We start from the raw sequence: 19,853 nt of genomic DNA on the forward strand, positions 1-19,853 counted from the left end.
AGCGGCGAGTATGACGGTGCAATACTACGGTCATATTTCAGCGCCAATCTGACGGGCCCGCAGCCCTTGCATTACAGGCAGATGACATGCCCTCCTTTCGTTACGAGGCCAGCGACGCTCTGGGCAAGATCGTCCGTGGCACCCTGGAGGCCGATACCGAGCGCAGCGCGCGCAATCAGTTGCGCGGCCGAGGGCTCTTTCCGATTTCGACGGCGCGCGCCAGCCACGACAGCGTATTGCGCGCCAGGCTGAGCGATGCCGATCTGGCCTGGCTGACGCGCCAACTGGCCAGCCTGCTGGCGGCCCGCCTGCCGCTGGACGCGGCCTTGACGGTGACGCTGGAGCAGGCGGAAAAGCGCCACGTCGCCAGCGTGCTGACCGGCGTGCGCGACGATGTGCGCGCCGGGCACCGGCTCTCCGGCGCCCTGGCGGCGCGGCCACGGGATTTTCCGGAGATCTATCGCGCCCTCATCGGCGCCGGAGAAGAGTCGGGGGATCTGTCGCAAGTCATGGACAAGCTGGCCGACTACATCGAAGAGCGCAATGCCTTGCGCAGCAAGGTCCTCACGGCCTTCATCTATCCGGTCGTGGTGGCCGCCGTGTCCGTGTTGATCGTGATTTTTCTGCTGGGCTATGTCGTGCCGCAGGTGGTCACGGCGTTCAGCCAGGCCAAGCAGCAACTGCCGCTGCTGACCCGCATCATGCTGGCGCTTTCGGATTATGTGCGCGACTGGGGCGGGTTAAGCGCGCTGGCCATCGTCCTCGCGGCCGGGCTGTGGCGCTACAGCCTGCAGCTGCCGGCCGCGCGCGCCGCCTGGCATGGCCGCCTGATGCGCTTGCCCTTGATGGGCCGCTTCGTACTGGGCGTGAACGCGGCGCGCTTTGCGTCGACGCTGGCCATCCTGGCCGGCAGCGGTGTGCCGATTCTGGCCGCGCTGGACGCCGCACGGCGCACGATGACCAACGACGTCCTGCGCGCGGCCGTGCAGGACGCCGCCGAGCAGGTCGGTAAGGGCGTGCCCTTATCGGCCGCGCTGGCCAGCCGCAAAGTCTTGCCGCCCCTGCTCATCCATCTGGTGGCCAGCGGCGAGAAAACCGGCCGCCTGCCCGAACTCCTGGATCAGTGCGCGCGCAACCTCTCACGCGACCTGGAGCGCCGCGCCCTGGCCATGACGGCGCTGCTCGAGCCGGCGCTCATTCTGGTAATGGGCGGCTTCGTGCTGTTGATCGTGCTAGCCGTGATGATGCCCATCCTGGACATGAACCAGCTCATCCGTTGAGCGGCAAGCCGCCGGGATCAGGCGTTCTTGCTGCCGGTAAAGAGGCTGTCGACGAAGGTCTGGTCGATTTTTTCGCCGCTCAGGGTGCGCGCCAGCAACTCGCCCACCAATTGCTGCAGCGAGAAGACGATATCCGGCTGCACACGACTGAGCTTGGTCATATGCTCGGGCGTATTGGCCACCGCCACCGTCTTGGTGTCGGGCCCGGCGACGTCCTTGGCGGCCAGCACGATGAAGGCGTTCTCGGCGTCGTCGCCATGCAGCGCCAGCACGTAGCGCGCCTTGCTGACGCCGGCCTGCGTCAAGACGGCGGAGGTCGAGGCGTCGCCCTGGATGAGGTCGGCATCCTCGGGATAGGTGTGCTCGACATCCTCGGGCACGATGACCGTGACGGGATAACCGTGCGCGCGCAGCACGGGGTAGACCGCGCAGGCCAGCGCGGAGGCGCCGGCCAGGATGATGTGATCGTGACGCATGGCGTGAGCAATCCTGCCTTTGATGATTCGTTTGACGTTGCCGCCTATCACCGGCCCGGCGATCGCGCTGACGGAGGTGGCAAATACCGTAATGCCCAGAATGATCATGGACAAGGTGAAATAGCGCGCCACGACGGTGTGCGGCACGATGTCGCCATAACCGACCGTGGACATCGTCACCACCGAGAAATACACGGCGGCGTCCATGTCATTGATGGGCGGGGCGAACTCCGAACCCAGATACAGGCTGCCAAAGACCGCATAGGCCAGCAAGGAGCAGATGGCGATGACCGCGTACAGGCTGCCTGCCGCCACGCTGGCCCGGTCAAAGCGCGGCCAGGCCCCCAGCAACAGGGCGAAGACGGCGAAGGTGTAAATCTCCAGCACCGGGCTGGCCGTGCCCAGAAAGCCGAGCACGCCGATGACGGCGAGGTTGAGCAGAGAAAACGCCCAGGCGACCCGTGCACGCAGCAGCAAGCCTAGCGCCATAAAGACCAGGCACAGGCCGAGCAAGGTGCGCGGGGCATCGAACAGGCCGACGGCGTCGATGGCGCCTCGCCAGGTTTCGAAACTGGCAAAGAAATCGAAGTTGGGCCGCCCGGCATGCACGAAGACGGACTTCAAATGCAGATAACCGTCCAGCGCGACCGCGATCGCCAGCAACAGATGTACGGGCAGATAACGCGCAAACGTGGAACGCAGCGGGAGAAGCATCACAGATAACCGGTGGGCCAAGGCTGCCAAAGTGTAGCAGCGCGACCCGGAAAAAAACTGGCCTGGCGCATTCCGTATTGGACGCCAGGCCAATGCCTGCCTTTAGAACTTGTACTTCACCCGGCCGATCACCGCGCGCTTATTGCCCGGGTAGCAATCCGTCAGATCAGAGCACGTGGCGAGATAGTCCTTGTCGAACAGATTGGTGGCGTTAACCGAGAACGTCAGCTGCTTGTCGTAGGTATACGACAGGCCGGCATCGACCAGCGTGTGGGAGTCGATCTTCAGCGTATTGGTGTTGTTGCCATAGGTCGAACCCACATAACGCACACCCGCCCCCACGGACAGGCCGGCCAGCAGGCTGTCGCGGAAGGTGTAGTTCAGCCAGCCCGACGCGCTGTGCTCGGGCACCAGCGACGGCCGATTGCCCTTGGTGCCATCGTTGGAGCGGCTGATCTCTGCATCGACGAAGGTATACGAGCCGGTGAAGTCCCAGCCCGAGCCCAGGCTGAACTTGCCTTCGAGCTCCACCCCGCGCGACTTGACTTCGCCGGCGGCGATGGCAAACCCCGGATTGCTCAGGTCATTGGTGAGCACATTGGTCTTGCGGATGTCGAAGACGGCGACCGTGTAGAGCGCGCTGCTACCCACGGGCTGATACTTCACGCCCGCTTCCCACTGGCGCGCCTGCGACGGCGAGAAAGTGCTGCCGGTAGCCGTGGTGCCGGAGTTAGGCAGGAAGGACTGCGCATAGCTCACATAGGGCGCCACGCCGTTGGCGAACACATAGTTCAGGCCCACGCGGCCGGTGAAGTGCTCGCCGGTCTGTTTGCTGTCCACCTGGCTCAGACGGTTTTCGAGCTTTTGCTCGTACCAGTCGTAACGCCCGCCCACCGTCAGCATCCAGCGTTCGGCGATCTTGATTTGATCCTGCAGATAAAGACCCGTCTGGTAGGTGCGCTCCAGCCCGTCATAGATGGGCGTGGACGGCGTGGGCACGTCGATGCCATACACCGGGTTGTAGGGGTTGAGCGCCGGCGCCGAGCCGGTGTCGCGGCGGGCATCGGCATGCACCCGGTTGTAGTCCAGGCCCACCAGCACGGTATGCGCCAGCGGTCCGGTCTTGAAGTCGGCCTGCAGCTGGTTGTCCATGGCGAAGTTGGCCATGGTTTCATCGAAGCGGCGCGCCACGCGCTGGATGCCGGTGGCGCCCAGGCCGGAGAGCAGCAGGTTGTCCAGAATGGCGTTGACCTGGCCATAACGCATGCTCTGACGCACCTGGAAGGTCTCGTTGAAGCGGTGCTCGAACAAATAGCCGACGGACTTCTGATCCTGGTCGAAGCGATTGAAGTTGGGATCGCCGTTGCGCATGTTGGTCGGCTTGCCGTTGATGGTCACCGTGCCGATGGTGCCGCCGCTGCGATCGCGCAAGTATTCGGCCATCAGGGTAAAGCGCGTGTCGGCCGACGGCGCCCACGTGAAGGACGGCGCGATATAACGGCGGTCATCCTCGATGCGGTCGCCATTGGGGTAGGTGAACTGCGTATTGGCGTTTCGTGCCACGCCGATCACGCGGTACATCAGCGTGGCGTCCTCGTTGACGGGCCCGGTCAGGTCGACCGCCGCCTGCTTGCGCTGGTAGGTGCCGTACTCCAGCTCGGCCTCGTAGTGCGGCGTGGCCTGCGGCATCTTGCTCACGCGATTGATGATGCCGCCGGCGTCGCCCTGGCCGTACAGCACCGATGAGGGGCCGCGCAGCACTTCAATGCGCTCGAGCGCGAACGGCTCGGAGCGGAACAAGGTGTAGCCCGAGCCACCCTGGCGCAGACCATCTTTGTAGTCGCTGGAGGATTGCGCGTTGAAACCCCGGATCATCACCCAGTCGAAACCCTTGGGGTCGATGCCGTAGGTTTCCACGTTGACGCCCGGCACATAACGCAGGACTTCGGTGACGCTTTGCGCGTTCTGCGCCTCCATCTGGCGGCGCGTGATCACCGAGATCGATTGCGGCACATCGAGGATGGATGTCTCGGTCTTGCTGCCGGCGCGGCTGGTCTCGGCGACATACGTGGCATCACCGGCCGCGCCGCTGCCGCTCACGCTGACCGGCGCCAGGGTGGCGACGTCGCCGCTTTGGGGCGGCAGGCGGCGCAGGACATAACCCGACCCCTGGGTCACGGCAGCCAGCCCCGAACCCGACAGAATGGCGGCGAAGCCATCATTCAAACCGTAGCTGCCGCGCAGGCCGGCGCTCTGGCGCCCTGCCGTCAGGGCGCCGTCCACCGTGAGCATGACGCCGGCGTCCTGCGCGTAACGGTTAAGCACCTGATCGAGCGAGCCCGCCGGGATGTTGTAGCTGCGCTGCTGGGCGGTGGCGGGTTCGGCCGCCTGGGCGGCGGTCGGGGGCAGCAGTACGGTGCTGGCCAGAGCCAAGGCGAGCGCGGCGGGAAGAGCGGGGACTTGCATACGGGATATCCTCAGAAGGCATAACGTTGCGGGTTATGCAGGTATCCCGGACGAGCCACGCAAAGTGCTACGGTTGTGGATCACTATTTTGTAACTGCGCGGGCCCGACGCTAACCCAATAACGCGTCAGGCGTGAAATCCGCAAGGGCAGCGCGGTCTGCAAGGCAGCGAGAATGCGATCGGTGTCGGCCAGCGGATAAACGCCGGACACGATGAGGTCGGCCACCTGGGGCTCGCAGCGCAGAAAGCCCGGGCGATACCGCCCCACCTGCGCCAGGAAGTCGTCCAGGCGCATGCGTTCGGCCACCAGCAGCCCCTGCACCCAGGCGGCCGGCTGCGCGGCCTGGGGCCGCTCAGCCCCCCGGGCGTTGAACACCGTGCCTTCGCCGGCCTGCAACCGCAGGGCCTGCCCATCCTCGGGCAGGATTTCGACGGCGCCCTCAAACACATTGACCGAGACGTGCTGCGGCTGCTGCCAGACGCTGTAGCGCGTGCCCAGCGCCCGGACGTCGCCCTGGTTGGTGCGCACCAGAAACGGCCGGCCAGCCGCCGACGGCGCATGGCCGGTTTCGATATAGATCTCGCCACGGCGCAGGATCACGCGCCGCGCCCGGGCATCGAAATCGACGTCGATGGCGCTGTCGGAATTCAAGGTAATGCGGGTGCCGTCTTCCAGCGTGATATCGCGCCGCTGCCCGGTGGCGCTGCGGTAAGCCGCGGTATAGACCGGGATTTCGCGCCAGGCCAGCCCGGCCGCGCCCAGCCCCGCTCCGGCCGCCAAGCCCAAGCCCATCAGGCGCAAAGCCTTGCGCCGCGCCTGTTGCCGCCCGCTGGCGGCCAGCGCACGCACGGCGGGCGCGGGGGTCATGTCCAGCAGCCGGGAGTCCATATGCTGCAGACGCTGCCAGGCGCGCTCGTGATCGGGATGCGCGCCGCGCCACTGGCGCAAGGCGGCCTGTTCGTGTTCGCTAGCCTCGCCCGACCACATCAGCACCAGCCACTGCAGGCCCTGATCCAGCACGGTCTTGGGGATGACGGCACTGTTCACAGAAACTCCAGGCAGGCCTGGGCGGCGCGCAGCATGTGCTTGCGCACCAGCGCCACCGAGATCCCCAGACGCTGGGCGATGTCGGAGTAGATCAGCCCTTCGAAGCGCGACAGGATGAAGACTTCACGCGCCTTGGCCGGCAGCTTGTCCAGCGCGGCGTCGATGGCCACCAGCGTCTGCAGCGCCTGGGCGCGGGATTCGGCCGACGGCATATGGCATTCGGGCAATTGCGCCAACGCATCGAGATAGGCGCACTCCAGCGCGCGGCGGCGGTGCAGGTCGATGACCAGACCACGGGCGATCTGCATCAGGAAAGCCCGGTCCTGCCCTTCGGCCGGCAGGCGGCCGCTGACGATCAGACGCTCATAGGTGTCATGCGACAGATCGGCGGCATCGTGCGCGCAGCCCAAGCGGCGGCGCAGCCACGACACCAGCCAGCCATGATGATTCCGATACAGCGCATCCAAAGAGGGATGCGGCTGATTGATCGCCGACACGCGTTCACCGCCTTGCAGTCTGGAAAGCCAATAATGATAATGGTTATCAATTGAATGACCTAGTTGCACGCGGCAAGGTGTGGCGATTTTGCAGCACGCTAGCCCAGCGCCACCCCCGGCCGCGAGTCGGAGCGGCTGCCCGGCAGCGGGTGGCAGTCCTGCGGGTAATAGGTGTGCACCAGCGACAGCTTCACTTCCTGGCTGCGGTTCTGCTGCGCGGCGTGCAGGGTGCGGCAATGGAAAAAGACCACATCGCCGGCGGCCAGCTCCGGGCTGACCGCGCGCGCGATCCAGTCCTGGTTGGCAGGCAGATCGTCCCGGAAGAATTTCTGCCCGTCAAAGCGCTCGGCCTCGTAGGCGGCGGTATGCGAGCCCGGCAGAAAAAACAGCCCGCCGTTATGCGCGGCCTCGGGCCCGAGCGCCAGCCAGCATGACACCAGATCCTGTTCGGAAAACGACCAATAGCGGATGTCCTGATGCCAGCCGGTCAGGCTGCCATACATGGGATGCTTGGTCATGATGCAGTTGTGGTGCACGGTGGACAGCACCGCCGAGCGGCCGTCGTAATAGGCGCGCAGCACTTCGGCGATGGCAGGCTGGGTGGCCCAGCGCTGAAACTGCGGGCCGCGGCCGTAGGCGTCGAGCAGGCGGCGCACCGTCAGCCCGCCGGCGGCCTGGCGCGAGGCCGGCGCGCCGGGGTACTTCAGATCGGCTTCGTATTCGACGGGCGCGACCACGTTTGCCAGGTCATGCAGGACTGCGGCGCGCAGGGCCTGCACCTCGGAAGGCGAAGCAAAGTTGCGGGCCACCACAAAACCCTGTTGGCGCAGGGTTGCGACCAGGCCGGCAACCGAAGGGGTAGACATCTCTGTTCTCTACGGGCAAGGATTGCTTGGGGCGAAGCCGCTGCCTGAGCGGCCTCTCGGCAAGCATACTCCTGCCGGTATCAGTCCGCCTGACCGGGGCCGCGCTCGGCCGGCCAGTTGCGTTCGAGGTCGCGATCGCGCTCGGTGTTGCGCACCCATTCGCGCCAGATGGCCACCAACAGCGCCATCAGCACCGGCCCGACGAACAGGCCCACGATGCCCATGGTCTTGACCCCGCCCACCAGGCCGAAGAAGGTCGGCAGAAACGGCAATTTGACCGGCCCGCCCACCAGCCTGGGCCGCAGCGTCTTGTCCACGATGAACAGCTCCACCGTGCCCCAGATGAACAGCCCCAGGCCGGCCACCAGATGATTCGAGCCGATGAGGTAGAGCGACACCAGGGTGAAGGACAGCGGCGCGCCGCCCGGGATGAGCGCCATGAAGCCGGTGATCACGCCCAACAGCACGGGCGAGGGCACGCCGGCGATCCAGTAGGCCAGGCCCAGCACGACGCCTTCGCCCAGCGCGATCAGGCACATCCCGGTGACCGTGGAGCTGACGGTGGCGGGCACCACGCGCGAGAAACGCTGCCAGCGCGCCGGCAGCACACGCTCGCCCAGCACGTCCAGTTGCGACACCATGCGCGTGCCGTCCTTGTAGACGAAGAACAGCGTGATCAGCATGAACAGCAGGGTCAGCAGCCACTGGAACACATTGCCGGTGGCCGACAGCGCCATGCGATAGATATTGCCCAGATGCTCGCCGCTGACCATCTCGACCAGCGCCCCCAAGGCATGGGGTTCGCCCAGATAGGTTGTCCAGTAGACCGACAGCCGCTCGCCCGCGATGGGCAGCGAAGAAATCCAGGCCGGCACATCCACGCCGTGTTTGTTGGCCGCCAGCGCCCACCCGATGAAGTTGCTGGCTTCCTTGAAGGCGTAGGTCAGGGCCAGCGACAGCGGCACGACCAGCACCAGAATGACGGCACACAGGGCCAAGGTCGCCGCCAGGGCGTTGCGCCCCTTGCAGAACTCGACCACTTTTTCATAGAGCGGCCAGGTGGCCAGGCCGATGATGAGCGCGGCCAGCGCCGGGACCAGAAAGCCTGACAGAAAGTAGATTCCCGCCGCCACGACCAGCAGTAACAGCCAACGGGCGATGAGGTAGGCGGGAAAGACAGGCTGCTGCATGGGCGGGGCGGCTCTCTGGTATCGCGGTGAAGACCTTCGCAATATACCTAGTTTTTATGCGCCGCCCCCTGCCGGCCTGACCGCGGCCGGTTACATCACGAACTCGGGCACGTCCTGCGGCACCCGGCGGCGCGCGGCGTGCTCGCCGGCCGGCAGCAAGGTGGGCTGCTCGATCTTGCATTGATAGCCCTCGGCCGCGTTCTCGTCGCGGCCCGACAACAGTGGGCAACGCGCAAACAGATCCGCCGCCCAGTCGGAGAACACCCGCACCTTGGGCGAGAGCTGGCGGTTCTGCAGATAGAGCAGTGAAATGGGCACCGACGTGGGCTTCCATTGCGGCAGCACCTCGACCAGGGCGCCCGATTGCAGATGCGGCAAGGCCATGTAGCGCGCGGTCTGAATCAGGCCGAAACCCTGCAAGCCGCAGGCCAGATGCGCGCCCCAGTCATTGACCGACACGATGCCGGGCACGTCCACGAATTGCTCTTTGCCATCGACCACGAAGTCCCAGGCGCAGTTGCGGCCGGCCGAAGAAAAGTAATGCACCGCCTGATGGCCCTGGGCCAGATCCTCCAGGGTCTGCGGGGTGCCGCGCCGCTCAAGATAGGAAGGCGCCGCGCAGGTCAGCGTCTGGAAAGTACCGATGCGGCGCGCCACCAGACTGGAGTCTTCCAGCTCGCCGCCGCGGATGACGCAGTCCACGGCCTCCTGCACCAGATCCACGCGCCGGTCGCCCATGCCGATGACCAGCTCGACATCCGGGTAACGCGTGTGGAACTCGCACAACGCCGGGATGAGGATGAGCTGGCCAATGGAGGCCGGCACGTCGACACGCAAGCGCCCTTGCGGCCGCAGGGCCGCATCGTGAAAACACGCCTCGGTTTCCTCGACTTCGGCCAGGATGCGGGTGGCGTGCTTGTAATAGGCGGCGCCGTCGGGGGTAAGACTGATGCGGCGTGTCGTGCGATTGAGTAGCCGCACCCCCAGATGGCGCTCGAGGTTCTGGATGACGGTGGTGACCGTTGTGCGGGGCAGCATCAGGCTGTCGGCCGCGCGCGTGAAACTATTGGCCTCCACCACCCGGACGAAGACCTGCATGGCCTGAAAGCGGTCCATCTTCCTGTCCTATCAAGAAATTGTCCGCCTAGGATAACGCGGATTTCGGCTTGATTGTACGTCCATGCCGAACAGTATTGCCGAATAAGCATTGTTTATTCGGTCCGACAAAAGGCACAGAATCCGGCTCATCTGTATCGGCCCACCGGCTTGTCCGCGTCTCCCGCAACGCAACATTCCGGCTCGCGTCCCCCGCTCTGCGCGGCCGATTCGCCCCGCTATCTCTCCCAAGGAAACACCATGACGCCTTCGCGCCATCGCATTGCCGTCCTGTCGCTCGCCGCAGCCCTGATCGCCGCCGGCGCCGGCTACGCCTGGTTGCCCGCCACCTCCGGCCAGGCCCACGCCCAGGGCCAACCGGCGGCCGCCGCCGTGGATGTGGCGCCTGCGCTGGCGCGCACCATCGTCGATTGGCAGCGCTACTCCGGCCGGCTGGAGGCCATCGACCGGGTGGAAATCCGCCCCCTGGTCGCCGGCACGCTGACCGCCGTGCATTTCCGCGACGGCGCCCGGGTCAACAAGGGCGATCTGCTCTTTACCATCGACCCGCGCCCCTACGCGGCCGAAGTCGACCGGGCCAGCGCCCAGTTGGCCGCGGCGCAGGCCCGGGCAGCCTATACCGCCAGCGATCTGGCGCGCGGCCAGCGCCTGCTGGGCGAGAACGCCATCGCCAAGCGCGATTTCGAGGAAAAGCAGAATGCCGCCCGCGAGGCCGCCGCCAATCTGCAGGGCGCGCGCGCCGCGCTGGAGTCGGCACGCCTGAACCTGGGCTACACCCGCATCACCGCGCCGGTCGACGGCCGGGTGTCGCGAGCGGAGGTGACCGTGGGCAATGTCGTCAATGCCGGGGCGCAGTCGGTGCCGCTCACCACCCTGGTATCGGTATCGCGCATGTACGCCGCTTTCGATGTCGACGAGCAAACCTATCTGAAGTATGTCCATCCCGCGCTGGCCACGGGCGCGCCGGTGGCCGTGCAACTGGGGCTAGCCAATGAGGACGGCTATTCGCGCGAAGGCGAAGTGCAATACGTCGACAACCGCCTGGACACCACCTCGGGCACCATCCGCGTGCGCGCGGTGTTCGACAACCCCAATGGCAACCTGGTGCCGGGGCTGTACGCCCGGGTCCGCTTGGGCGGCGGCGCGCCGCGCACCGCGGTGCTGATCGACGAGAAGGCCATCGGCACCGACCAGAACAAACGCTACGTGCTGGTGCTGGACGATCAGAACCATGCCGTCTATCGCGAAGTCGCCCTGGGCGCCAACGTCGGGCCGCTGCGTGTGGTCGAGCAAGGTCTGGCCGAAGGCGAGCGCATCGTGGTCAATGGCCTGCAGCGGGTGCGCCCGGGCGCGGTGGTTGCCCCCCAGAACGTGTCCATGGACACCGCGCCGCAAGCCGTCAAGACGGCCTCGGCGGCGCTGCGCTAAGCATAACCAGGCCCGGAACCTCCCATGAACATCTCCAAATTCTTCATCGACCGGCCCATCTTCGCGGGCGTGCTGTCGGTGCTGATTCTGTTGGCCGGCCTGCTGGCCATGTTTCAGCTGCCGATCGCCGAATACCCCGAAGTCGTCCCGCCGTCGGTCGTCGTGCGCGCGCAATACCCAGGCGCCAACCCCAAAGTGATCGCCGAAACCGTGGCTTCGCCGCTGGAAGAGGCCATCAACGGCGTCGAGGACATGATCTATATGCAGTCGCAGGCCAACAGCGACGGCAACCTCACGCTGACGGTCAACTTCAAGCTCGGCATGGACCCGGACAAAGCGCAGCAACTCGTCCAGAACCGTGTCTCGCAAGCCCTGCCCCGCCTGCCGCAGGACGTGCAGCGCCTGGGCGTGACCACCGTCAAGAGCTCGCCCACGCTGACGCTAGTCGTGCACTTGCTCTCGCCCAACGATCGCTACGACATCACCTACCTGCGCAACTACGCCATCATCAACATTAAGGACCGCCTCGCGCGCATCAATGGCGTGGGCGAAGTGACGGTCTGGGGCTCGGGCAACTACGCCATGCGGGTGTGGCTGGATCCGCAGAAGGTCGCGCAACGGGGCATGACGGCCACCGAGGTCGTCAATGCCATCCGCGAGCAGAACGTGCAGGTCGCCGCCGGCGTGATCGGCGCCTCGCCCACCTTGGGCGACGTGCCCCTGCAGCTCAACGTGAACGCGCGCGGCCGCCTGCAAACCGAAGAAGAGTTCCGCGACATCATCCTCAAGACGTCGGCCGACGGCGGCGTAACGCTGCTGGGCGATGTGGCGCGGGTCGAACTCGATGCCCAGGAATACGGCCTGCGTTCGCTGCTGGACAACAAACCGGCGGTGGGCATGGGCATCATGCAGTCGCCCGGCTCCAATGCGCTGGATGTCGCCACCCAGGTGCGCCACGCCATGCAGGAGCTGGCGCAGGACTTCCCGCCCGGGGTGGAGTACCGCATCGAGTACGACCCGACGCAGTTCGTGCGCTCCAGCATCGAGGCCGTGATCCACACCCTGATCGAAGCCATCGCGCTGGTGGTGCTGGTGGTCATCCTGTTTCTGCAGACCTGGCGCGCCTCCATCATCCCGCTGCTGGCGGTGCCCGTGTCCATCATCGGCACCTTCGCGCTGCTGTTGATGTTCGGCTACTCCATCAATGCGCTATCGCTCTTTGGCATGGTGCTGGCCATCGGCATCGTGGTCGATGACGCCATCGTGGTCGTGGAAAACGTCGAGCGCAATATCGCCGCCGGCCTGTCGCCCCGGGACGCCACTTACCGCGCCATGCGCGAGGTCAGCGGCCCCATCATCGCCATCGCCCTGACGCTGTGCGCCGTCTTCGTGCCGCTGGCCTTCATGACGGGCCTGTCGGGCCAGTTCTACAAGCAGTTCGCGATGACCATCGCCATCTCGACGGTGATCTCGGCCTTTAACTCCCTGACCCTGTCGCCCGCGCTGTCGGCCCTGCTGCTGCGCGGCCACCACGACCGCCCCGACTGGCTGACCCGGCAGATGAATCGCTATCTGGGGGGATTCTTCGCGGCATTCAATCGGATGTTCGGCCGCGCCTCGGAGCGTTACGCCGTCAATGTCCAGGGCGTCATCCGCCACAAGAGCAAGGCGCTGGGCGTGTACGTCCTGCTGCTGGCGCTGACGGTGGGCGTGGCGTATCTGGTGCCTGGCGGCTTCGTGCCCGCCCAGGACAAGCAGTATCTGATCGGCTTTGCGCAACTGCCCAATGGCGCCTCGCTGGACCGCACCGATGCGGTGATTCGCCGCATGTCGGCGATCGCCCTGGCCGAACCCGGCGTGCAAAGCGCGATCGCCTTCCCGGGTCTGTCGATCAACGGGTTCACCAACAGTTCCAGCGCCGGCATCGTGTTCGTTACGCTCAAGCCCTTTGCCGAGCGCAAGACGGCGGCTCTGTCGGGCAACGCCATCGCCGACAGCCTGAACCAGAAGTTCGGCGCCATCAAGGATTCCTTCGTGGCGGTCTTTCCGCCGCCGCCGGTGCTGGGCCTGGGCACGCTGGGCGGATTCAAGCTGCAGATCGAAGACCGGGCGGCCATGGGCTATGCCGAGCTGGACCGCGCCGCGCAGGCCTTTCTTGCCCGCGCGGCCCAGACGCCCGAACTGGGCCCGGCATTTTCGAGCTACCAGATCAATGTGCCGCAGCTCGACGTGGACCTCGACCGCGTCAAGGCCAAACAGCTCGGCGTGCCGGTCACCGAGGTCTTCGACACCATGCAGATCTATCTGGGCTCCATGTATGTCAATGACTTCAATCGCTTCGGCCGCGTCTTCCAGGTGCGGGCCCAGGCCGATGCGCCCTTCCGCGCGCACCCGGACGACATCCTGCAGTTGAAGACCCGCAATGCCGCCGGCGACATGGTGCCGCTGTCTTCGCTGGTGACGCTCAAGCAGACTTACGGCCCGGAGATGGTGGTCCGCTACAACGGCTACACCGCCGCCGACATCAATGGCGGCCCGGCGCCCGGCTACTCCACCAACCAGGCCCAGGCCGCCGCCGAGCGGATCGCCGCCGAGGTGCTGCCGCGTGGCATGAAGATGGAGTGGACCGACCTGACCTATCAGCAGATTCTGGCGGGCAATGCCGGCATCTGGGTCTTCCCCATCTCGGTGCTGCTGGTATTTCTGGTGCTGGCGGCGCTGTATGAGAGCCTGGCGCTGCCGCTGGCCGTCATCCTCATCGTGCCCATGAGCATCCTGGCCGCGCTCACCGGAGTCTGGCTGACCGGCGGCGACAACAACATCTTCACCCAGATCGGCTTCATGGTGCTGGTGGGGCTGTCGGCCAAGAACGCGATTCTGATCGTCGAGTTCGCCCGCGAACTGGAAATGCAGGGCGCCAGCCCCCTGCAGGCCGCCATCGAGGCCAGCCGCCTACGCTTGCGGCCCATTCTGATGACGTCCATCGCTTTCATCATGGGTGTCGTGCCGCTGGTGCTGTCCACCGGCGCCGGCGCCGAGATGCGCCATGCCATGGGCGTGGCCGTGTTCTTCGGCATGCTGGGCGTGACGCTTTTCGGCCTCTTCCTGACGCCGGTTTTCTATGTGGTCCTGCGTAGCCTGAGCAAGCGCAAGCTGCATTCGGCCAACCCCCATGAAGCGCCGGTTCCCGCGCCTCATCTCGAACACTGAGCCCGGACATCGCCATGCAAAAACCTATCGTTCAACGCGCCGGCCTGCTCGCCGCCCTGCTGGTGCTGGCCGGCTGCGCGGTCGGCCCCGACTATCAACGACCCGCCAGCGCCATCCCGGCGCACTACAAAGAAGCCAGCACGGCCCCGGCCAGCCAGTGGCAGGCCGCCCAACCCGCGGAGGACGCCTTGCGCGGCCCCTGGTGGCAGGTCTTTGGCGACCCGGGCCTGGATGCGCTGCAGGAAGAAGCTCAGGCCGCCAACCAGGACCTGAAGGCCGCCGCCGCCCGCTTGCAGCAGGCGCGTGCGCTGCAGCGTGACGCCCGCGCGGACGCCTTTCCCAAGGTGGATGCGGGCCTGGGGCCGACGCGGCAACGCGCCTCGCCCGCCTCCCAAGGCCTGGCCGACGACGGGCCGGCGGCCAGCACCACACTCTGGCGTGCGCAAGCCAGCGTGGCCTACGAGGCCGACCTGTTTGGCCGCGTGGCGCGCAACGTGGATGCGGCCACGGCCGATGCCCAGCAAAGCGAAGCGCTCTATCGCTCCGTGCTGCTGGCCTTGCAGGCCGATGTGGCGTCGACCTACTTCCTGGTGCGTGAGCGCGACGCCGAGTCACAACTCTACCGCCAGACGGTCAGCCTGCGCGAGGCCACCTTGCAGTTGATACAACGGCGCTTTGATGCCGGCGACATCAGCGAGCTGGACCTCGCGCGCGCCAGAGCCGAGCTGGCACAGGCCCAGGCCGATGCGCTCGGTGTGGAGCGCCAGCGCGCCACCGCCGAGCATGCGCTGGCCGTGCTGCTGGGCAAGACGCCGGCGGAATTCACCCTGCCGCCGCAACCGCTGACCCCGGTCGCCGTCGCCGTGCCTGCCGGGCTGCCCTCGGCCTTGCTGGAGCGCCGCCCGGACATCGCCGCCGCCGAACGCGCCATGGCCGCGGCCAATGCACGCGTGGGCGTGGCCCAGACGGCGTTCTTCCCCCGGCTGGACCTGACCGGCGCGCTGGGCTATGAGTCCTCGGCCCTGAGCAATCTGTTTCAGTGGTCCTCGCGGACCTTCCTGCTCGGCCCCTTGGTGGGCGCAGCCCTATCGCTGCCCATCTTCGATGGCGGAAGCCGGCAGGCGGGCCTGGATCGCGCGCGCGCGGTGTACGAAGAAGACGTGGCGCGTTACCGCCAAAGCGTGCTGACGGCCTTCCGGGAGGTCGAAGACAACCTGGCCAATCTGCGCATCCTGGGCCAGCAAACCCGCGCCCAGGCCGAGGCCGTGGACGCCTCGGCGCGCGCCGCCCGCATTTCGCATGCCCAATACCGCGAAGGCTCGATCAGCTACCTGGATGTCATCGAGGCCGACCGTAGTGTGTTGGCGCAGCGCCGCGCGGCCGTCCAGCTAACCGGCGAGCAGGCACGTTCCACGGTGGATCTCATCCGGGCGCTGGGCGGCGGCTGGGGGCTGCCCTCGCCCGCGCTGGCCGCGCGCTAGACGCGACAGGCTTGGGCCGGCGCCGGCCTTGCGCCATAATCGGCCCATGCCTGACACCCGCGACGGCCCGAACCGCCTCTTCTTTGCCTTGTGGCCAGAGCCTGCGCTGGCCCGCACGTTGGCCGCCTGGGCTCGCGACGTGCAGCCCGCTTGCGGCGGGCGTCTCATGCGCCCGGACAGCCTGCACATCACCCTGGCGTTTCTGGGCGCGGCCACGTCCGCGCAGACCCGGGAGCTGCTCCACTACACCCACCAATGCCGCCTGACCCCCGGCAGCGTACGCATCAGCCGCTATGGCTGCTTCAAGCGGCCGCGCATCATCTGGGCGGGCCCCGAAGCCGGGCACACGGCCTTGGCCGAGATGCACGAGACCCTCTGGCGCGATCTCACTGCCTTGGGGTGGTCCCGACCCGAGCAAGGCTTCACGCCCCATGTCACCTTGCTGCGCCACGCCGAGCGCTTCGAACTGCCTGCCGCCCCCGGCGAACTCGACTGGCCCTATGCGCACCTGAGCCTCATCGCCTCCGATCCCGGCGGGCAGGCGCGCTACCGCGAACTGGCCCGCAGCCGGTAAGCGCGCCGGTCCGCCGGGCGTGGCAAAATCGGCCAAGCCCACTCTCATACCGACACCATGTTGATCCTGCTCGATCAAGACGGCGTGCTGGCCGACTTCGAACACGCCTTTATCGATGCCTGGCGGCAACGCCATCCCGACATCGAGCCTGTCGCCTTCGAGAACCGCCGCTCCTTTCACATCCTGGAAGACTACCCGCCGCATCTGCGCGCCCAGGCAGAAGCCATCTACACCGCGCCCGGCTTTATCCGCAATCTGCCGCCCGTGCCCGGCGCGCTCGAGGCGGTGCGCGAACTGATGGCCTTGGGCATGGAGGTGCGCATCTGCAGCTCGCCCCTGCGGCAATACGACAACTGCGTGCTCGAGAAGTATCAGTGGATCGAGCATCACCTCGGGCGCGCGGCCACCGAGCGCCTGATCCTCACCCGGGATAAAACCCTGGTCCAGGGCGATCTGCTCATCGATGACCGCCCGCGCATCGAGGGCGCCCAGCGCCCGCGCTGGCAACATGTCATCTACGACGCCCCCTATAACCGCCAGGAAACCGGCCGCCTGCGCCTGACCTGGCAGACCTGGCGCAACGTGCTGGCCGCCGCCCTTTACCGGGCCGACAACTGAGTCCCTCATGACAGCCGATTGAGGCTATGCTCTTTGCATCGCCTGCCCAGCGGGGCTGGCCAGCCAGAACAAGGTGACCCATGAATCTGCACCGCCTGCTCAAACAGCGCGAGGCCGACAACAAGCCGCTCAAAGTGGCCCTGATCGGCACCGGAAAGTTCAGCTCCATGTTCTTGAGCCAGGTGCAGCGCACACCGGGCATGCGCCTGGTCGCGGTTGCCGACGACAACGCCGCGCGTGCCCGGGCCGCGCTCACGCGCAGCGGCTGGCCCGCCAGCGCCCTGGGCCCGGCCAGCATCCATGACGCGGCCCGCCAGGGCAAGGTGTTCTGCTGCGACGATGCGCTGCACGTGATCGCCGACGCCGACGTCGAGATCGTCATCGACGCCAGCGCTCGGGCTGCCGATGGCGTGGCCCACACGTTGCTGTGCTGCGAGTACCGCAAGGACATCATCATGGTCAATGTGGGGGCCGATGCCCTGGCCGGCCCGCTGCTGGCGCGGCGCGCGCGCGAAGCCGGCATCATTTACTCGCTGGCCTACGGCGATCAGCCGGCGCTCATCTGCGAGATGGTCGACTGGGCGCGCGCCTGCGGCTTCGAGGTCGTGGCGGCCGGCAAAGGCACAAAATATCTGCCCGAGTTTCATACCTCCACGCCAGACACCGTCTGGCCGTATTACGGCTTTACCGATGAGATGGTGGCTGCGGGCGACTTCGACGCCCGACTCTTCAATAGTTTTCTGGACGGCACCAAAAGCGCGCTGGAGATGGCCAGCGTGGCCAATGCCACGGGCTTGACGCCCGCGCCGCAAGGCCTGCTCTATCCGCCTTGCGGCGTGGACGATCTGGCGCGGGTGCTACGCCCGCGCGAAGACGGCGGCATGCTGCATCACCGCGGCCAGGTCGAGGTCGTCTCCTCGCTGGAGCGCGACGGGCGTGCGGTGTTTCGCGACCTGCGCTGGGGCGTGTACGTGACCCTGGCCGCCGGCAGCGATTTCGTGCGCGATTCTTTCCGCGACTACGGGCTGGTGACCGATCCCTCGGGCAACTATGCCGCCATGTACAAGCCCTATCACCTCATCGGCATGGAACTGGGCATGAGCGTAGCCAGCATCGGCCTGCGCCGCGAGCCCACCGGCAGCCCCACCGCCTGGCATGCCGACGTCATCGCCACCGCCAAACGCGACATGGCCGCCGGCGAGATCCTCGACGGCGCGGGCGGCTATGGCGTCTACGGCCGGCTGGTGCCGGCCCGCACCTCCGTGGACGACGCCTACCTGCCCATCGGCTTGGCCGATGGGGCCGTGCTCAAGCACCCCGTCCGGCAGTCGCAACTCATCCGCATGAGCGACGTCACTTGCGACGAGGAATCGGTCGCCGCCCGCGTGCGCCGTGAGATGGAGCATGCCTTCGCCTAAGGGTAGACGATGCTGTATTGCACATAGCTCACGACCTTGCCGGATTTGATGGTGCCCGTGCCAGTCTTGACGTAGCTCGCCAGGTAACGCAGCGTCGCTTCCTTCTTGCCGGCATTGGCGGTCAGCGGCACCCCCACCCCGACGGGCGATTGCGTCCCCAAGGTGATCTTGCTCCCGTCGTAATTGGCCAATTGAATGCCGAGATTGTCGACTTTGGCGCCGGGCGAATCCGGGATTTTCGACGCGGCCGTCGTCACGGCCGTTGTCTCGGTATAGGCATATAGGCTGCCATTGGCGTAATCCGTGGTCAGTCCGGGCTCGAAATGCGCTTTGACGTTGCCGGTCAATGAATCCGGACAGTCGCTCAGCTTGATGGTGAAGGCCGTCGCCCCGGCCGTATCCCCCACGGACTTAAGCGCTGACGTCGATATCTTGGGCAAAACCACCCGGATGTTCTCCGGCGGTTCCTTGCCATTGATCTTGCAAGTCTGGTCGATGATCTCGCCATTGATGGTGATGGTGCCATCCACGGCCCGCGCCGGCGTGGGCATCATGCCGGCGATCGCCAGCGAGGCGGCGACGAGCTTTACGCACTCAATTGCGGATTGCGGATTGCGGATTGCGGATTGCGGATTGCGGATTGCGGATTGCGGATTGCGGATTGCATGGTTCCATAGACTCGACAAACTCCAGAAGCGATACCGGCAGTGTGCCGTGCCCGCGCTGTGGGAGGCGGCGGATAGCGGCGTGGCTGCCTTCCTCATGCGCCCCGGCCCCGAGCGCAAGGCCTGTTCAAGGCCCTCACGCAGAACCAGACCGCTCTGCAACGCATCAGGGATAGATGATGGAGTACTGCACATAGCTTTCCAGCTTGCCGGCCTGGATCGCCTTGTCACCGCTTTTGATATAGCGCGCCAGATAACGCAAGGTGGCGGATTTTTTTCCGTTGGCGCTGACCAGCGTGGCGCCCTTGGTCTTGCTGTCGTCTCCAATCTTGATGGCACTGCCATCCGCATTGGCGAGCTGGATCTGCACGTTCTCAAGTGGAGTCTTGCCGCTCAGACTGGGAATCGCAGTCAACGCCGTCGTCGCCGGCTGGCTGGACTGATAGGCGTAGAGATTGCCCGTGTCGTAGTCCAGTGTCGGGCCGGGTTCGAAGTGCGATTTCACGCTGCCGGCCAATGTATCGGGGCACTCCGTCAAACTGATCGTGAACAACGTGGCGCCCGCGGTATCGCCCTTGGCCTTGAGCGCGGATTGCGAGATTTTCGGCAGCTTCACCAGAATGTCGGCGGGCGGTTCCTTGCCATTGATCTTGCAGGTCTGATCGGTGATCTCGCCGTTGATGGTGATGGTGCCATCCACCGCCCGCGCAGGGGTGGGCATCATGCCGGCGATCGCCAGCGACGCGGCGACGAGCTTTACGCATTCAATTGCGGACTGCGGACTGCGGACTGACACACGAGCTCTC

At 66.1% G+C, this 19,853-nt stretch carries 16 protein-coding genes; 7 read left to right on the plus strand and 9 right to left on the minus strand.

The features are described from left to right. Positions 1-86: 86 nt before the first annotated feature. On the plus strand, positions 87-1,280 hold the full coding sequence (gspF, locus tag CAL22_RS19190; protein ID WP_094815890.1) for a type II secretion system inner membrane protein GspF: 1,194 nt from the start codon (positions 87-89) through the stop codon (positions 1,278-1,280). 17 nt (positions 1,281-1,297) lie between these two features. Here gspF and kch read toward each other — a convergent pair whose 3' ends face one another. The 7 genes from kch to CAL22_RS19225 form a co-directional block, all read right to left on the minus strand. After that, on the minus strand, positions 1,298-2,470 hold the full coding sequence (kch, locus tag CAL22_RS19195) for a voltage-gated potassium channel protein (RefSeq protein WP_094815892.1): 1,173 nt from the start codon (positions 2,468-2,470) through the stop codon (positions 1,298-1,300). Positions 2,471-2,572: 102 nt separating this feature from the next. Next, positions 2,573-4,936: a TonB-dependent siderophore receptor gene (locus CAL22_RS19200; protein ID WP_094815894.1), complete on the minus strand. Its 2,364-nt coding sequence runs from the start codon at positions 4,934-4,936 to the stop codon at positions 2,573-2,575. A gap of 67 nt (positions 4,937-5,003) precedes the next feature. Further along, entirely contained in the window at positions 5,004-5,984 is a 981-nt protein-coding gene (locus CAL22_RS19205) for a FecR domain-containing protein (RefSeq protein WP_094815896.1), read from the minus strand. Beyond that, positions 5,981-6,481, minus strand: coding sequence for a sigma-70 family RNA polymerase sigma factor (locus CAL22_RS19210; RefSeq protein WP_244193946.1), 501 nt, complete (start codon positions 6,479-6,481; stop codon positions 5,981-5,983). Before CAL22_RS19210 ends, CAL22_RS19205 begins: the two co-directional genes overlap by 4 nt. A gap of 98 nt (positions 6,482-6,579) precedes the next feature. Next, complete coding sequence (locus CAL22_RS19215; protein ID WP_094815898.1) at positions 6,580-7,347, minus strand: phytanoyl-CoA dioxygenase family protein; 768 nt, start codon at positions 7,345-7,347, stop codon at positions 6,580-6,582. A gap of 80 nt (positions 7,348-7,427) precedes the next feature. Next, positions 7,428-8,537, minus strand: coding sequence for an AI-2E family transporter (locus CAL22_RS19220; RefSeq protein ID WP_094815900.1), 1,110 nt, complete (start codon positions 8,535-8,537; stop codon positions 7,428-7,430). 90 nt (positions 8,538-8,627) lie between these two features. Then, positions 8,628-9,653, minus strand: a complete 1,026-nt coding sequence (locus CAL22_RS19225; protein WP_094815902.1) for a LysR family transcriptional regulator — start codon at positions 9,651-9,653, stop codon at positions 8,628-8,630. Between the two features lie 240 nt (positions 9,654-9,893). On the opposite strand from CAL22_RS19225, the gene CAL22_RS19230 reads away from it, so the two are divergent. From CAL22_RS19230 to CAL22_RS19255, 6 genes are all read left to right on the plus strand, one after another. Beyond that, the gene (locus CAL22_RS19230; RefSeq protein ID WP_094815904.1) at positions 9,894-11,081 is read left to right on the plus strand and encodes an efflux RND transporter periplasmic adaptor subunit; all 1,188 of its coding nucleotides are present in this window, start codon (positions 9,894-9,896) and stop codon (positions 11,079-11,081) included. A gap of 24 nt (positions 11,082-11,105) precedes the next feature. After that, positions 11,106-14,291, plus strand: coding sequence for an efflux RND transporter permease subunit (locus CAL22_RS19235; RefSeq protein ID WP_094815906.1), 3,186 nt, complete (start codon positions 11,106-11,108; stop codon positions 14,289-14,291). 14 nt (positions 14,292-14,305) lie between these two features. After that, positions 14,306-15,772 (plus strand): efflux transporter outer membrane subunit, encoded by a 1,467-nt coding sequence (locus tag CAL22_RS19240; RefSeq protein ID WP_094815908.1) that lies wholly within the window; start codon positions 14,306-14,308, stop codon positions 15,770-15,772. Positions 15,773-15,818: 46 nt separating this feature from the next. Beyond that, the gene (gene thpR / locus CAL22_RS19245) at positions 15,819-16,346 is read left to right on the plus strand and encodes an RNA 2',3'-cyclic phosphodiesterase (RefSeq protein ID WP_094815910.1); all 528 of its coding nucleotides are present in this window, start codon (positions 15,819-15,821) and stop codon (positions 16,344-16,346) included. A gap of 57 nt (positions 16,347-16,403) precedes the next feature. Continuing rightward, entirely contained in the window at positions 16,404-16,964 is a 561-nt protein-coding gene (locus CAL22_RS19250) for a 5'-3'-deoxyribonucleotidase (RefSeq protein ID WP_094815912.1), read from the plus strand. 80 nt (positions 16,965-17,044) lie between these two features. Next, entirely contained in the window at positions 17,045-18,382 is a 1,338-nt protein-coding gene (locus tag CAL22_RS19255; protein WP_094815914.1) for an NAD(P)H-dependent oxidoreductase, read from the plus strand. On the opposite strand, the gene CAL22_RS19260 is transcribed toward CAL22_RS19255, so the two are convergent. After that, positions 18,379-18,936, minus strand: a complete 558-nt coding sequence (locus tag CAL22_RS19260; RefSeq protein WP_244193973.1) for a fimbrial protein — start codon at positions 18,934-18,936, stop codon at positions 18,379-18,381. The genes CAL22_RS19255 and CAL22_RS19260 overlap by 4 nt on opposite strands. Positions 18,937-19,213: 277 nt before the next feature. After that, positions 19,214-19,843, minus strand: coding sequence for a fimbrial protein (locus tag CAL22_RS19265; protein ID WP_244193947.1), 630 nt, complete (start codon positions 19,841-19,843; stop codon positions 19,214-19,216). Positions 19,844-19,853: the final 10 nt, after the last annotated feature.

Source organism: Bordetella genomosp. 12 (assembly GCF_002261355.1).
Taxonomy (GTDB): domain Bacteria; phylum Pseudomonadota; class Gammaproteobacteria; order Burkholderiales; family Burkholderiaceae_B; genus Bordetella.